Source organism: Tabrizicola sp., from assembly GCF_031377265.1.
Classification (GTDB): Bacteria; Pseudomonadota; Alphaproteobacteria; order Rhodobacterales; family Rhodobacteraceae; genus JAUYQR01.
Genome location: NZ_JANMET010000039.1, coordinates 1 through 14,890, shown reverse-complemented (window position 1 = coordinate 14,890; position 14,890 = coordinate 1). Strand labels below are relative to the sequence as shown.

General features: G+C 61.8%; 12 protein-coding genes. 8 read left to right on the top strand and 4 right to left on the bottom strand.

Annotated elements, in window-relative coordinates; translation table 11 throughout:
* The coding region (locus tag RMO18_RS02210) for an acetyl-CoA C-acetyltransferase (RefSeq protein WP_309663690.1) at positions 1–1,143 on the bottom strand (1,143 nt) is incomplete at its 3' end.
* Positions 1,144–1,289: 146 nt separating this feature from the next.
* Positions 1,290–2,138, bottom strand: a complete 849-nt coding sequence (locus tag RMO18_RS02205) for an EAL domain-containing protein (protein ID WP_309663689.1) — start codon at positions 2,136–2,138, stop codon at positions 1,290–1,292.
* A 120-nt stretch (positions 2,139–2,258) separates the two neighbouring features.
* Between RMO18_RS02205 and RMO18_RS02200 the strand changes: the two genes are divergently transcribed.
* From RMO18_RS02200 to RMO18_RS02185, 4 genes are all read left to right on the top strand, one after another.
* Complete coding sequence (locus tag RMO18_RS02200) at positions 2,259–2,843, top strand: DNA-3-methyladenine glycosylase I (protein WP_309663688.1); 585 nt, start codon at positions 2,259–2,261, stop codon at positions 2,841–2,843.
* A 62-nt stretch (positions 2,844–2,905) separates the two neighbouring features.
* Entirely contained in the window at positions 2,906–3,808 is a 903-nt protein-coding gene (gene trxA / locus RMO18_RS02195; protein WP_309663687.1) for a thioredoxin, read from the top strand.
* A gap of 26 nt (positions 3,809–3,834) precedes the next feature.
* The gene (locus tag RMO18_RS02190) at positions 3,835–4,506 is read left to right on the top strand and encodes an LON peptidase substrate-binding domain-containing protein (RefSeq protein WP_309663686.1); all 672 of its coding nucleotides are present in this window, start codon (positions 3,835–3,837) and stop codon (positions 4,504–4,506) included.
* Positions 4,503–4,697 (top strand): Trm112 family protein, encoded by a 195-nt coding sequence (locus RMO18_RS02185; protein ID WP_309663685.1) that lies wholly within the window; start codon positions 4,503–4,505, stop codon positions 4,695–4,697. Before RMO18_RS02190 ends, RMO18_RS02185 begins: the two co-directional genes overlap by 4 nt.
* A gap of 357 nt (positions 4,698–5,054) precedes the next feature.
* On the opposite strand, the gene RMO18_RS02180 is transcribed toward RMO18_RS02185, so the two are convergent.
* Both RMO18_RS02180 and RMO18_RS02175 read right to left on the bottom strand, forming a co-directional pair.
* Positions 5,055–6,308, bottom strand: coding sequence for an RES family NAD+ phosphorylase (locus RMO18_RS02180; protein WP_309663691.1), 1,254 nt, complete (start codon positions 6,306–6,308; stop codon positions 5,055–5,057).
* Positions 6,309–6,457: 149 nt separating this feature from the next.
* A complete protein-coding gene (locus tag RMO18_RS02175; protein WP_309663684.1) occupies positions 6,458–7,687 on the bottom strand; it encodes a UbiH/UbiF/VisC/COQ6 family ubiquinone biosynthesis hydroxylase in 1,230 nt (409 codons plus the stop codon).
* A gap of 76 nt (positions 7,688–7,763) precedes the next feature.
* Between RMO18_RS02175 and RMO18_RS02170 the strand changes: the two genes are divergently transcribed.
* The 4 genes from RMO18_RS02170 to RMO18_RS02155 all read left to right on the top strand — a co-directional run bounded on the left by RMO18_RS02170 (position 7,764) and on the right by RMO18_RS02155 (position 14,396).
* Positions 7,764–9,095: an amidase family protein gene (locus RMO18_RS02170; RefSeq protein WP_309663683.1), complete on the top strand. Its 1,332-nt coding sequence runs from the start codon at positions 7,764–7,766 to the stop codon at positions 9,093–9,095.
* 186 nt (positions 9,096–9,281) lie between these two features.
* On the top strand, positions 9,282–10,469 hold the full coding sequence (locus RMO18_RS02165) for an aminotransferase class I/II-fold pyridoxal phosphate-dependent enzyme (RefSeq protein WP_309663682.1): 1,188 nt from the start codon (positions 9,282–9,284) through the stop codon (positions 10,467–10,469).
* Between the two features lie 3 nt (positions 10,470–10,472).
* Complete coding sequence (locus RMO18_RS02160; protein WP_309663681.1) at positions 10,473–13,373, top strand: DNA translocase FtsK; 2,901 nt, start codon at positions 10,473–10,475, stop codon at positions 13,371–13,373.
* Between the two features lie 171 nt (positions 13,374–13,544).
* Complete coding sequence (locus RMO18_RS02155) at positions 13,545–14,396, top strand: hypothetical protein (protein WP_309663680.1); 852 nt, start codon at positions 13,545–13,547, stop codon at positions 14,394–14,396.
* Positions 14,397–14,890 lie beyond the last annotated feature (494 nt).

Here is a 14,890-nt window from a genome sequence, read left to right as displayed (position 1 = left end):
TCCTCCGCCGATACACAGCGTTGCAAGCCCGCGCTTTGCCCCGCGCCGCGCCATTTCGTGGATCAGTGTGTTCAGCACCCGCGCGCCCGAAGCACCGATCGGGTGGCCAATCGCAATCGCCCCGCCGTTGACGTTCACGATCGCCGGGTCCCAGCCCATGTCCTTGTTCACCGCGCAGGCCTGTGCCGCGAACGCTTCGTTCGCCTCGACCAGATCCAGATCGCTCACCTTCCACCCGGCCTTTTGCAGGGCCTTGCGGCTGGCGTGGATCGGCCCCACCCCCATGATCGCCGGGTCCAGCCCCGCCGTCGCATAGGAGGCGATCCGTACGATGGGCGTCAGCCCACGCCGTGCCGCCTCTTCCTCGGTCATCAGCATCACAGCCGCCGCGCCGTCATTCAGCCCCGAGGCGTTCGCTGCCGTGACCGACCCGTCCTTGGCAAAGGCCGGGCGCAGCTTGGCCATGCTTTCCAGCGTTGCGCCATGGCGGATGTATTCGTCCTGATCCACCACGATGTCGCCCTTGCGGGTCTTTACCGTGAAGGCGATGATCTCGTCGGCAAATTTGCCCGCCTTCTGCGCCGCCTCAGCCTTGTTCTGGCTGCCCAGCGCAAATTCGTCCTGCATATCGCGGCTGATCTGCCACTGGTTGGCCACGTTTTCCGCTGTCTGGCCCATGTGATAGCCGTTGAAAGCGTCCCACAGCCCGTCCTTGATCATGCTGTCGATGAAATTCAGGTCGCCCATCTTTTGTCCGGCGCGCAGATGCGCCACATGTGGTGCAAGGCTCATCGATTCCTGCCCGCCCGCGATCAGGATCTTCGCGTCACCCAGCTGCACATGCTGTGCGCCAAGCGCCACCGCCCGCAGACCCGATCCGCACACCTGGTTCAGGCTCCACGCGCTCGCCTCCTTGGCAAGACCGGCCTTGATATGCGCTTGGCGTGCGGGGTTTTGCCCCTGACCCGCCGTCAGAACCTGGCCGAGGATCGTCTCATCCACTTCTGCCTTGTCAATTCCAGCGCGGGCGACCACGCCCTCGATCACCGCCGCCCCCAGATCATGCGCCGGAGTGTTGGCGAAAGCGCCGTTAAAGCTGCCCACAGCGGTGCGGCCCGCCGAAACGATCACTACATTGGTCATGAGAACCTCTTTGCTAGCGCCCTGCGGCGCGGATGCAACCCCGCCGCGTTTGACTATTGGCGTATCGCTCCAAGGGAGAAAGCGCAAGAAACTTGCGCCCAAAACTACCGTGCGCAGCTTTCAGGCAGCCGGTTTCGGCCAGCATCTCAGCCCGCCGCACGCCCATTGCGAAAGGCGCTGAAATCCGGTGTCACGGTCGGCGCCGCAAACAGATAGCCTTGCAGGCACCCAACCCCGGCATCACGCAGCCAGTTGGCCTCTGCTTCCGTCTCCACCGCTTCGGCCACCAGGAACATCCCGAACTGCTTGGCAACCGCTATCGCAGACCGCACCAGCGGCTGATTGTCGACATTGCGGTCGATGTCGCGAGAAAAGCGACCATCGATCTTGGCAATCTCGAACCGGAAATCGCGCAACAGTTGCAGGGACGTGATCCCCGCGCCGAAATCATCCAGCGAGAATACGATGCCGGTTTGCCGCATCTCCTGCATGAAGGGCAGCAGCACGTCGGGCACTGCCATCGCCGAGGCTTCGTTGATCTCAAGAATAAGCCGCGCGCCCAGATCAGGCGATTGTTTCAGCGCCTTTCGCAGTGTGTCGTTCCAGTTGCGGTAACCGACCGAACGGGCCGACATGTTTACAGCCACCCGCAGGCCGGGGTTCCTTTGCAGGGTCATCAAGCCCATCTGCAGTGCTGCGCAATCAATCTCGCGCCCCAGTTCCTGCCGCTCCACCGCCCCGATGAAATCGCGCGCTGGGATCACATGATCCCTGTTGTCCAGCAGCCGGATGAACCCTTCGTAGAACCCGATGATCGACGTGTCCGCCGCATAGACCGCCGGCTGAAATGCCAACCGCATCCGCCGCAGGCGCAGTGCTTCGGCCACCATCTGCAGGGTTTCACGGTCCGCCAACGAGGCGGCCACATCCAGCGGGCTGGCCGTCCCCGGTTCCACGTCAAACTTCGTGCGCTTCGGCCCGGTCATGAAACTCATCCGACAGTTACCTTTGCTGACAAATTCATGATCGACAGCCTTGCAACCAAACGGTAAATCACTTGTTAAAATTCCCATTTTGTTCTCATTTGAACGATTGGCGACCCAGCGAGGAAATCTATGGAAACAAATGAAAATACGGCCCGCTGCTCGTGGTGCGGCACCGATCCTCTGTATGTCCACTATCACGACACCGACTGGGGTGTGCCTGAACGTGACCCGCGTGCGCTTTGGGAAAAGCTGATTCTCGATGGTTTTCAGGCCGGCCTTGCCTGGATCACCATTTTGCGCAAACGCGAAACCTTTCGCGCCGCTTTCGAAGGATTTCATCCCGAAATCATCGCCACATGGGGCGAACCAGAGGTGACGCGCCTTCTCGCCGACCCCGGCATCATCCGGCATCGTGGCAAGATCGAAAGCACCATCCGCTCGGCACAAAGCTATCTGCGGATCGAGGCGCGCGAAGGCTTTTCGCCCTGGCTTTGGTCCTTTGTCGGTGGCGCGCCGTTGCAGGCCAACCGCGCCTCGATGGCCGAGGTACCCACCCAGACCGACATCTCGCTTGCCATGTCCAAGGCGCTCAAGGCCGAGGGCTTCAACTTCTGTGGCCCGGTGATCACCTACGCCTTCATGCAGGCCACCGGTATGGTCAACGACCACATGACCCATTGCCCATCCCACGCCCGGGTTGCCGCATTGGCATGACCCCCTTGGCGTTTCCGCCGCGCACCCTCATATAAGGGGAAATCTTTTCGAATGAGGACGACATGCTGGGTCTTGGGGACAAACCGCAGGCGCAAGGCGACCTGATCAAGGATACCACCGAAGCCACCTTCCTGGCCGATGTGATCGAGATGTCGAAAACCATCCCGGTCATCGTCGATTTCTGGGCCACCTGGTGCGGCCCCTGCAAGACCCTCGGCCCGATGCTGGAGGCGGCCGTCAAAGCGGCAGGCGGCAAGGTGCGCATGGTCAAGGTCGATGTTGACCAGAACCAGCGCATCGCGGCCCAGTTGCGCGTCCAATCAATTCCCACCGTCTACGCCTTCTGGAACGGCCAGCCGGTCGATGCCTTCCAAGGCGCGGTTCCCGCCTCCGAATTGAAAGCCTTCATCGACCGCGCCGCCGCCCTTGCCGGTGACGGTGGTCTGGCCGAGGCGCTTGCCGCAGCAGAAGACATGCTCGCCGAAGGGGCCGTCGTCGATGCGGTGGAAACCTTCGCCGCCATTCTGGAAGAAGACCCCGCCAACGCCATCGCCTACGCGGGCCTGATCCGCTGCCACCTTGCCCTTGGCGATATTGACCAGGCCGAGGCTTTCCTCGCTGCCGCCCCACCGACCATCGCCAAGGCCAAGGAAATCGACGCCGCCCGCGCCCAGATCGACCTTGCCAGACAAGCCGCCAACGCCGGACCCGAGGCCGAACTCCAGGCCGCTGTCGATGCCGATCCCGCCAACCATCAGGCCCGCTTCGACCTCGCCACCGCCCTCCTCGCCGCCGACAAACCGCAAGAGGCCGTCGACGCGCTCCTCGAAATCTTCCGCCGCGACCGCGACTGGAACGACGGCGCCGCAAAAACCCAGCTCTTCACCATCTTCGACGCCCTGAAACCGCAAGATCCCATCGTCCTGAACGGCCGCCGCCGCCTTTCGTCGATGATATTTGCCTGACGGCCCTTCCGGCCTAGGTCTCTGCCATGATCAACGCAACCGACCTGCCCGACACCATCCCCGTGTTCCCGCTTCCGGGCGCGCTCATGCTGCCCCGGACGCGGCTTCCCCTGCATATCTTCGAACCGCGCTACCTTGCGATGATCGAAGACTGCATGAAGACCAAGCACCGCCTGATCGGCATGATCCAGCCGCGCGACACCCCGCAATCCGACAAACGCGCCACAGGCACCCGCCCGGCCGAAAAACGCCTGCAGGCCATCGGCTGCGCTGGCCGCCTCACCGGCTTTTCGGAAACCGAGGATGGCCGCTACATGGTTACCCTCTCCGGCGCCTCCCGCTTTCGCGTCAAGGAGGAGGTGCAGGGTTTCACCCCCTACCGCCGCGTCATCGTCGAATGGTCCCCGTTTGAACGTGACCTCGGCCCCAGCGAAGACGACAAGGGCTTCAAACGCGCCCCCTTCATGGACCTGCTCTCCCGCTATTTCACCGCGATGAACCTGTCCACCGATTGGGACGGCCTGTCAGAAGCCGAGCCGGAGCTGCTGATCAACTCGCTCTCCATGCTCTGCCCCTTCTCCCACGAAGACAAACAGGCGCTCTTGGAGGCTCCAAGCCTCGACACCCGCCGCGAAACCCTCGTCACCCTGATCGAATTCGCCCTGCGCGGCGGCGCGGACGCCGAGGTCATGCAATGACCGACCCCGCCGCCCCCGGCGTAACCCCCGACCGCCGCATGCTCGAGGCGCTCGTCTGCCCCCTGACCCAAGCCACCCTCACCTACGACGCCGAGCGGCAAGAGCTGATCAGCAAAGCCGCGAACCTGGCATTTCCGATCAGGGACGGGATTCCGGTGATGCTGGTGAGCGAGGCGCGGGCGCTGGAGTGACAGGCCAGTCGGGGATTGCCCCATCTAGTCCCCCTCGCCCCAACGCAGGCCCGGTCCTGAATCCAAGTAGTAGTCCACCTCCCGAACCCACGCCCTGTAGGATGCGCTACAGGGCACCTATCACGCTCCCTCCGGGCTGACCCGTGCCCGGAAGAGGGGCCTCGAACCGCCAATTCCCGTCCATTCCCCTGCTCCCGCACCGACCGACCGAGCGCGCAAACCCCGGTAGGTTTGCTTACTCGCATGCACCCGCGCTTGCCCCTCCCGCTTCCCTCAACCGCCATTTGAGCGGGAAATGCCGATCCCCCGCAACTGGAGGGTTGCCCCGCTTTAAGCCAAAACACCTCCGCATGACCGTCAAAAGTCGTCAGGGCTATTGTCCGGTCCGCCAAAAAATACCGATGTGTTGACCCTAACGCTTTCAATCCGGTGCGAAACCAGACTGTTTTGAACCACGTCCAGTGTCGGCTTTGAGTCTGCTTGTTTCGGCCACTTCGGCCATTGCTTGATCGAAGCGTCTTCCGGCATAAGAACATTTGCTGCATCGCCGAAGAGCACAATGTTCTTTCCACCCTCTTTCTGGGCAGATTGAAAGATAATCCCATCGACTGTCCGCTCACCACTCCCAAACTTGAACTTATGCAGATGCACCAAGTATTCAGCGACTACTTGCGTAGGAATGTAGCTCAAGTGCTCTTCTTCTGGTAGAGTTGGAATTGAGATTTCACTCATGAACTCCGCCATAAATGCCCAGAGCATTAGCCTCTTATTGTGTGTCACGGTGAAGATGTTTTGTGACTTTGGAGGCCTCTCAAACTTGGTTGTGTCTAACACGACTACCGGCCTAACAAGCCTGAACTCTGCCGTCACTATCGTTTCACCAACTGCTGGCCTCATTTCTGCCAAACAGGTCTCTATATCAAACGCGCCATAAAATGCCTTTATGCCGGATGGATTCATTCTGCCGGCTATACGAAGCGCGCTTGGAGGAGGACCGAGCTCCCTTGCAGCATCGCCATATATCTTGTCTTGAGTGCTTTGAGTGTTTGCCCTTCGTGCCCGAAAAACCGTATGCTTTCCGGGCTCAAGCGCCATTACTGCCGGTTCATTTCTGTCATCGCGAAGCAAATGCAAACCATCGAAGATTTCCGTTAGTATTCGTTTTGCGTCATCACTAAAAAATCTCTGTTGAGAAATAATAACTTCGCGAAACTCCTCCCATCTCCGAGATCGCTGCTCATCAAAAACTTCAACTGTCTTTTGGTAACCATTTTCTTCTGAGAAGAACGGCTCTTCACCATCTGGCGGCCAATATTCATCTTCTTCTATAAGCACACTTTGTAGGGCCTCAACAACTTCGTGATCATGCGCCTCAGTCAGGCAGTAGATCACGTCGATCAGACTCTCACCCAGCGGTTCTCCCTTGTAATCAAACCCTGATAGATGAAAATTGTTGCGAATCACCTCCTCGATAATCCTGGCGACAGCCTCGAGAGGCACGCCTTTCTTTGTCACGTGTGCATAACACGCTCCATCATCAAAGTTCGGACGGATGGTCTTAATGCGGTTCTGAAGACCTGTGTTCGCAAAGCAGTCAGGACAAACGAGCATCAGCGACAATCCTCAAAAGGTTACCGAGTTGGCGTTAAGCAAGAAACATGCCTTTCCTTACCATTGCCCCCAATCCTTACCAACTCCTTAACCCCTCCCCCTAACCCCTTGATTTCCCACAATCCACCCCGTTGTCCACGCGTGGACACCTACAACGCCTTCCCCTCCAGCAGCCGCGGAACGGCCCCCGAAAGCCCCGCCGCCTGCCGGATGAACCGCCGCCTCAAGGACGGCACCGCCCCTACGATCCCCATCCCCAGATCCCGCCCCAGCCGCAGCAGGGGGTTGTCGTTGGAAAACAGCCGGTTCACCCCATCCATCCCCAAGGCCAGCGCCGTCGCGTCAAACCGTCGCCACCTCTGATACCCCTCCAGCACGCCAACGGCCCCGATATCCTCGCCCCGCCGGGCCGCATCGGTCAGCACCTCCGCCAGCGCCCCCACGTCGCGCAGGCCAAGGTTCAGACCCTGCCCCGCAATCGGGTGCACCCCATGCGCGGCATCCCCCACCAGCGCCACCCGGGGCGCCACGAACCGCTCCGCCAGAGACAGCGACAGGGGGTAGGTGAACCGCGCCCCGGCCAGCGAAATCTCGCCAAGGAAATCGCCGAAGCGTGGCCGCAACGCCGCCAGATACTGATCATCCGGCAAAGCCTGGATCGCCGCCGCCTGCGCCTCCCCCTCGCTCCACACGATGCTGGAATGAAACCCGCCTTTCAGCGGCAATATCGCCAGCGGCCCCGACGGCATGAAGAACTGCTGCGCGATCCCTCGGTGATCCTTTTCATGCCGGATTGCCGTCACCAGCGCGGTCTGCCCATAGCCCCAGCCGACCCGCGAAATCCCCGCCCGCGTCGCCACCCCCGACCCGCGCCCGTCGCACCCGACCAACAGCCGCGCCGATAGCACCCGGCCGGAGGCCAGCGTCACCGCCACCCCTTGCGCCGAAACGTCTTGTGCCACCACCGTCTCGCCCGACAGCAGCGTCACCCCCCGCGCCTCGGCCATCGCCGCCAGAAATGCGGCATAGAGATATCGGTCCTCCAGCAGAAACCCCATCGGGCCTTCCTCGATCTCGGCCGAATCAAAGTGCAGAAAGAACGGCGCGGACCCTTCTCCCGCCCGCCCGTCCGACGCCTTGATCTCGACAATCGGCTGCGCCCGGTCGGCCACCCGGCCCCAGACGCCGATCACCGTCAGCAACCGCTTTGACGCGATAGCCAGCGCGTAGGCCCGCCCGTCAAACCCCGCTTCGGCGCGGGCGGGCGCGGGGCGGGCATCCACCACGATCACCCGGAACCCCGAACCCGCCAGCGCCAATGCCAAGGCCGGCCCGTTCAGCCCGCCGCCCGCAATCACCACATCCGCATCATGTTCCATGCAGCCGAATATGCGCCCTCACGCGGGATTGTCCATGCGCCCCGCTGCCGCTACCCTGCCGCAAACGGGGGATTAGATGAGCGACACCTGGGGACACATGACGGCGGCCGAGCTGGGCCGCGAGATCGACAAGGGCCGCATCCACCCGGTCGAACTGGTCGAAGCCTTCCTTGACGCCATCGACACTCACCCCCTTGCCCCGCGCATCTACGCCCGCACAACCCCCGCCCGCGCCCGCGCCGAAGCGATGGCCGCCGTGGGTCGGGCCAAGGCCGGTCTCAGGCGCGGTGTGTTGGATGGCGTGCCGATCAGTTGGAAAGACCTGTTCGACACCGCCGGCATTGCCACCGAAGCAGGATCCGCCCTTCTGAAAGGCCGTACCCCTACGCGAGACGCCGCCGTGCTGGAGAACGCCACCCATGCCGGCCTTCTGTGCCTTGGCAAGACGCATATGTCGGAACTGGCTTTTTCGGGCCTTGGCCTAAACCCCGTCACCGCCACGCCGCCTTGCCTGAACGACGACCGCGCGGTGCCCGGCGGTTCTTCATCGGGCGCTGCGGCCTCGGTCGCCTTCGGCCTTGCCCCCGCTGCCATCGGGTCAGATACCGGCGGTTCCGTACGCATTCCCGCCGCCTGGAATGATCTGGTCGGCCTCAAGACCACCGCAGGCAGCCTGCCCCTTACTGGCACCGTGCCGCTGTGCGAGGCGTTCGATACCATTGGCCCGCTGGCCCATTCTGTCGAAGATTGCGCCCTTCTTCTTGCCGCGCTGCACGGTGGCAAACCTGCCGATCTGGCCGGCGCCAGCCTTTCCGGGACACGCATCGCCATCCTGGAAACCGTGGCGCTGGACGATCTGCGCGACCGGCCCGCCAAGGGGTTCGACGATGCCACCCAGAGCCTTGCCCGTGCAGGCGCGACCATCACCCGCGTCCGCCTGCCTGAGGTGGCCGAGGCGATGGGTCTGGCAGCGCTCCTGTTCACCGCCGAGGCATATGGCATCTGGCGCGAAACCATTGAAACTGCACCGGAAAAGATGTTCCCTCGCATTCTGGAACGCTTCCGCTCAGGTGCTCAATTCACCGCAATGGATTATGTTGCCGGCTGGCGCAGGCTGCACCAGCTTCGCGCGATCTGGGCCGAACAGACCGCCGGCTATGACGCGGTGATCCTGCCCACGTCGCCGATCCTGCCGCCCGATGCCAACCGGCTGATGACCGACAATGACTACTACGTTGCCGAAAACCTGCTGGCCCTGCGCAACACCCGTATCGGCAACCTGATGGGGCTTTGCGCGCTGACCCTGCCCACCTCGCAGCCGTCCTGCGGGATCAGTCTGATGGCTGGTCCGGGGCAGGAAAACCGGCTGCTGCGGCTGGGCATGGCGGCGGAAATGGCGCTGCGCTGACCCCGCAAGGCGCAGTGGCGCAACCTGTCCTGCGCCGATTGCCGCGCAACCCCCCGCTGCAAAGGGCGAAAAAGCCACAGGCGCGCCTCTCAACCCCAAGAACCCATGAGTTTTTCTGGACCGCAGGCCGCTCACTGGTTATCGTTCTTCAAAACGGGGCGATACGACCCCGGTTATGAGGCAGTAATGGCGTTTCCTGAGCGGTTTTCGAACCTGCCGGACTATGCGTTTCCGCGTTTGCGGAAGCTTTTGGATGCGCACGCCCCCGGCGGTGATCCCATTGCCATGACCATCGGCGAACCCCGCCACCCGATGCCGGATTTTGTCGGGCCGATCCTTGCGGCCAACCTGAACGGCTTTAGCGCCTATCCCCCGAACGACGGCACCCCCGAACTTTTGCAAGCCATCGTCGGTTGGATCGGGCGGCGCTACGGTGCGGCAGTTGCGCCCGATCAGATCATGGCCCTGAACGGCACGCGTGAAGGCCTGTACAACGCCGCCATCGCCCTTTGCCCGGAAACCAAGGCCGGGAAAAAGCCCGTGATCCTGATGCCGAACCCGTTCTATCAGGTCTATGCCGTGGCTGCGCTGACCGTAGGGGCCGAACCCGTCTACGTGCCCGCCACTGCCGCCACCGGGTTCCTGCCGGACTACGGGTCGCTGCCGAAAGACATTCTCGACCGGACGGCCATTGCCTACATCTGCTCGCCGGCCAACCCGCAGGGCGCGGTGGCGAGTGCCGATTACCTCGCCGATTTGCTTGCCCTTGCCGAAAAGCACGATTTCCGCGTTTTCGCCGATGAATGCTACTCCGAGATCTGGCGCGATACCCCGCCAACCGGCCTGCTCAGCGTCGCCGCGAAACAGGGCGCAGACCCTGAGCGCGCCGTTGTCTTCCACTCGCTGTCAAAACGCTCCAACCTGCCCGGCCTGCGCTCGGGCTTTGTCGCGGGCGGGCCCGACAGCATCGCAGCCGTCCGCAAACTGCGCGCCTTTGCCGGTGCGCCTTTGCCGCTGCCGATCCAACGCGTGTCTGAGGCGGCCTGGAACGACGAAGCGCATGTCGATGCCTCGCGCGCGCTTTACCAGCAGAAATTCCACCTCGCCGACCAGATCTTCGCCGGGATGCAGGGCTACCAGCCCCCCAGTGGCGGCTTTTTCCTCTGGTTGCCGGTGGATGACGGCGAAACGGCCTCGCTCAGGCTGTGGCAGAAAACCGGCGTTCGGGTGCTTCCCGGCGCTTATCTCTCACGCGATGTCGGGGGGCAGAACCCCGGCAAAGGCTATATCAGGGTCGCACTCGTGGCCCCAAAAGAAGAAACTCAGCGCGGGCTGACCCAGCTTCGCGACTGCCTCTACGGTCAAGGGACGTAAAGAATGGCATCTTATCAGGCACGGCAACGCGATCCGCTGTTGGACCAATCCACCCAAGCCATGCTGGAACGCCGCGGGCGAGAGCTGATGGGCCTTGTCCTGGTGCTGCTGGGCTTGGGCTTCCTGATGGCGCTGGGCAGCTATTCCCCTGATGATCCGGGCTGGATGGTCGCCACCGATGAACCCGCGCAAAACATGCTGGGCCGTCTGGGGGCCGCCATTGCCTCGACATTGATGATCATCATCGGCTCCGGCGCATGGGCGATCCCGGTGATCCTGATGGTCTGGGGCGGGCGATTCATCCTGCACCGTGGTGGCGAACGCGCGCTGGGCCGTGTGGTCTTTGCTGTGATCGCCGTGGCGCTGGCCTCGGTCTACGCGGCCACTCTGGTTCCGGGCGCTGCATGGCCGCAGTCGTTTGGCCTTGGCGGGCTGTTTGGCGATACGGTTCTCGGCTCGCTTTTGGGCGTGATGCCGGGCAGCGCCGGGTTCGGGCTGAAACTCTTGTCCTTCGGCACCTTTGCCGCCCTGATTGCGATGATGCTTTACGTCACCGGCTTCGACACGGTCGAAATGACGGCGATTTGGCGCTTTCTGCTGATCGGCTCGATCATGGGGTATTCTGCCCTGCGTTCGCTTGCTGGCAGCGGTGCGCGTGGCGCGGTCCATGGTGCGCTCAGCCTGCAGGCGCGCACCTTGCAAGCCCGCAGCCGCAGCGCCGTGCAACCGGGTCTTGCCGCGCCCTCGGTTCCATCGCGCCGTCCGCCCCCGGTCGTGGGTGGGCCCCGTCCGGCCCTTGCCCCCGAACCCCTGGCCGTCGGAACCGCGTGGAATGCCCCCGCCACCCTGCGCAATGAGCAGCGTCATTTCACGGCCCCAGCCGAATTGCCCAAGGAAAAGCTGGGCTTCCTGGCCCGCATGCGTCGCGCCGTGGAACCGGAACCGGAACTGGTCGAACCCCTGATGTCCGCAACCGCCTGGGCCGCCGATCTGCCAACCGAAGACCGTATCAAGGCCCGCATCTCCGACGTGATCCGCAACCGCGGTCAACGCGCACCTGTCGCCGCTGAACCGCCCCTCGCCCGGGCCGAGCCATCCTTGGCCCGCGTCGAACCCCCGGTCATGCGCCCTCGGCAGCCACAATACCCCGCACCGCAAACACCGATTGCGACCATTTCCGATCCCACCCTCATGACCGTGGACTGGGAGGATGACACCGTCCCCGACAACATGTTTGCTGCCGACAGCGATTGGTCCGATGACGACGACCTCGCCCCCCTGAACCCCGCCCTTACCGGCGACCGCCGCCCGATGGTGCAGCACGCCGCCCGCAAGGCCGCCCCCTCGCGCCAGGCCCTCGCTGAATCGCAGCCCGCCCTGCGGTTTGAAGACAGCGCCCCGGTCTACGAACTGCCGCCGCTCAGCCTGCTGTCCAACCCCACCACCATCCAGCGCACCCAGCTGTCCGATGAGGCTTTGGAGGAAAACGCCCGGATGCTGGAAAGCGTCCTCGACGATTACGGCGTCAAGGGCGAGATCACCTCGGTCCGCCCCGGCCCGGTCGTCACCATGTACGAACTGGAACCCGCCCCCGGCCTGAAAGCCAGCCGCGTCATCGGCCTCGCTGACGACATCGCGCGCAGCATGTCCGCCCTCTCCGCCCGCGTCTCCACCGTGCCGGGCCGCACCGTCATCGGCATAGAACTCCCCAACGCCGTGCGCGAAAAGGTGGTGCTGAAGGAGATCCTCTCCGCCCGGGATTTCGGCGACAGCCAGATGCGCCTGCCGCTCGCCTTGGGCAAGGACATCGGCGGCGACCCCATCGTCGCCAACCTCGCCAAGATGCCCCACCTCCTGATCGCCGGCACCACCGGCTCCGGCAAATCCGTCGCTATCAACACCATGATCCTGTCCTTGCTGTATAAACTCAGCCCCGACGAATGCCGGATGATCATGATCGACCCCAAGATGCTGGAACTTTCCGTCTACGACGGCATCCCCCACCTTCTGTCCCCCGTGGTCACCGACCCGAAAAAGGCCGTTGTCGCCCTGAAATGGGTGGTGGGAGAGATGGAGGAACGCTACCGCAAGATGTCCAAGATGGGCGTGCGCAACATCGAAGGCTACAACGGCCGCGTCCGCGAGGCCCTTTCCAAGAACGAGATGTTCAAGCGCACCATCCAGACCGGCTTTGACGAAGAAACCGGCGACCCGATCTTCGAGACCGACGAATTCCAGCCCGTGACCATCCCCTACATCGTGGTCATCGTGGACGAGATGGCCGACCTGATGATGGTCGCCGGCAAGGAAATCGAGGCCTGCATCCAGCGCCTCGCCCAGATGGCCCGCGCGTCGGGCATCCACCTGATCATGGCGACGCAGCGCCCCAGCGTCGACGTCATCACCGGCACGATCAAAGCCAACTTCCCGACCCGGATTTCCTTCCAGGTCACCTCGAAAATCGACAGCCGCACCATCCTTGGCGAACAGGGCGCCGAACAGCTGCTCGGCATGGGCGACATGCTGTATATGGGCAACGGCTCGAAAATCACCCGCATCCACGGGCCGTTCGTGTCGGATGAAGAGGTCGAGGAGATCGTCAACCACCTCAAATCCTACGGCCCGCCCGTCTATATGTCCGGCGTTGTCGAAAGCGTGGATGACGAGCGCGACAACGAGATCGACCTCGTTCTGGGCCTGAACGGCGAAGGCGACGACTCGCTTTATGATCAGGCCGTGGCGATTGTCGCCAAGGACCGGAAGTGTTCAACCTCCTACATCCAGCGGAAATTGGGGATCGGCTACAACAAGGCCGCCAAGCTGGTGGAACAGATGGAAGATCAGGGCGTGGTCACGCGGGCGAACCACGTTGGGAAAAGGGAGATTTTGGTGGAGGAGCGGTGAGGGGGGCTCTGGGCCTGTCTCTAGGTCCAGGAGTTGGTCGCTTCCTAAGCTACAGCAAAATCTCGGAATTCAGGTTGATCTTGTATTGCTTGTTGCCGCGCAACTTTCAGAATAGCCTACGTCTGCCTATAGGGTTCGTACTGATATTCTGAGGAACAACGGAGTTGCATGATGGTTTCGGAACTCAGGCCATTTGCATTTGTGCTCATGCCGTTCTCTGCAAAATTCAATGACATCTATCAATTCGGAATTAAGCAGGCTTGTTCAGAAAAGGGGATAGTTGCCGAGCGGGTTGATGAGCAGCGATTTTCCGAGACTATTTTGGAAAGAGTATATCGTCAGATCGAAAACGCGGATTTCATAATTGCAGATATGACTGAACAGAATCCGAACGTCTTCTATGAAGTAGGTTTCTCACATGCGCGAAGCAAACTCTGTGTACTCGTGACCCAGAGCGTTAGCGATATACCCTTCGACCTAAAGCAACATTCGCATGTCGTGTATGATGGTACCGCCACAGATCTCAAGAATAAGCTTAGTGAATGGCTTGATTGGGCAAAACTAGAAACGCAAAAGAAGAAAGTCGAGAGATTAACTGTCTCACTCCGAGCAGTTGAATCAAACTTAGTAAAGACAGAGTATGTGCATACAGGCAGCTTTGACTTGGTGATTGACATAAGAAACCAGACGAATCAGCGTAGCCCAGAAATTGAAGCGATTTACGTGAACACACTAAAGGATTGGTCAGCCACCGCACATGGAAAAGACTGCCCCTATGAAATTGTTGACGGCAACCGCATCAAGCGCTCGCTGATAACGCCGAGCATAAGGCGTCTAGCCCCCGGGGCCTTCTCACAGGAGCGACTTAGTCTATCAAAGCCATTCTGGACAAAGTGGAACGGGAAGGAGCAAAAAGACACCTATAGCTCAAAAGGTACCGTTCGCATTGAGATTTCGACTTCGGAAGGCACGTTACTTCATGAACTTCCCATTGAAGTCAGCTTTGACGAGAATCCCTTTTGATAACAACGCCGGGTGTATGCCGACCCACCGCTTCCGATCTGCCCACCAACAAGGTCCATTCACTCTTGCCCGATTTGACCCTCGACAAATCGGGTCGCTCCTGCCTGCCCCCGGCAGGCGCGTTACCGCGCCAGCCCAGGCAGCCGCGCCCCGATTTCCAACCCGACGGTCCAGGCTGCACCCCCATTGCCCGCTATCTTTCGGCTCCGGACTGTCGGTCTTGGTGACGCTCCAAGGGACAAATCCCTGTCAGACCTTCGCGGCCAGCACTGGCAGGTGGGGGCTGGCCTCGAAACTCCACTCGAACGCCCGCCAAACCTTAACGCTTCCCTAAAACCGTAACCCTAACCCATTGATTCCATTGGTTCGGAAGTCTTGTCCACGCGTGGACATCACACCGGAACCGGCATCCCACCCCCGGAACGGAGGCCCTTGCGGCCCTCCCTCCCATACCGGGAATACCCCAGGTCCGCAGCCTCGATCTCCACCCGCCG

Excerpts from the sequence above, each read along its gene's own strand:
- RMO18_RS02205 (WP_309663689.1), bottom strand. The coding sequence starts at position 2,138 with ATGAGTTTCATGACCGGGCCGAAGCGCACGAAGTTTGACGTGGAACCG.
- RMO18_RS02200 (WP_309663688.1), top strand. The coding sequence starts at position 2,259 with ATGGAAACAAATGAAAATACGGCCCGCTGCTCGTGGTGCGGCACCGAT.
- trxA (WP_309663687.1), top strand. The coding sequence starts at position 2,906 with ATGCTGGGTCTTGGGGACAAACCGCAGGCGCAAGGCGACCTGATCAAG.
- RMO18_RS02190 (WP_309663686.1), top strand. The coding sequence starts at position 3,835 with ATGATCAACGCAACCGACCTGCCCGACACCATCCCCGTGTTCCCGCTT.
- RMO18_RS02185 (WP_309663685.1), top strand. The coding sequence starts at position 4,503 with ATGACCGACCCCGCCGCCCCCGGCGTAACCCCCGACCGCCGCATGCTC.
- RMO18_RS02180 (WP_309663691.1), bottom strand. The coding sequence starts at position 6,308 with ATGCTCGTTTGTCCTGACTGCTTTGCGAACACAGGTCTTCAGAACCGC.
- RMO18_RS02175 (WP_309663684.1), bottom strand. The coding sequence starts at position 7,687 with ATGGAACATGATGCGGATGTGGTGATTGCGGGCGGCGGGCTGAACGGG.
- RMO18_RS02170 (WP_309663683.1), top strand. The coding sequence starts at position 7,764 with ATGAGCGACACCTGGGGACACATGACGGCGGCCGAGCTGGGCCGCGAG.
- RMO18_RS02165 (WP_309663682.1), top strand. The coding sequence starts at position 9,282 with ATGGCGTTTCCTGAGCGGTTTTCGAACCTGCCGGACTATGCGTTTCCG.
- RMO18_RS02160 (WP_309663681.1), top strand. The coding sequence starts at position 10,473 with ATGGCATCTTATCAGGCACGGCAACGCGATCCGCTGTTGGACCAATCC.
- RMO18_RS02155 (WP_309663680.1), top strand. The coding sequence starts at position 13,545 with ATGGTTTCGGAACTCAGGCCATTTGCATTTGTGCTCATGCCGTTCTCT.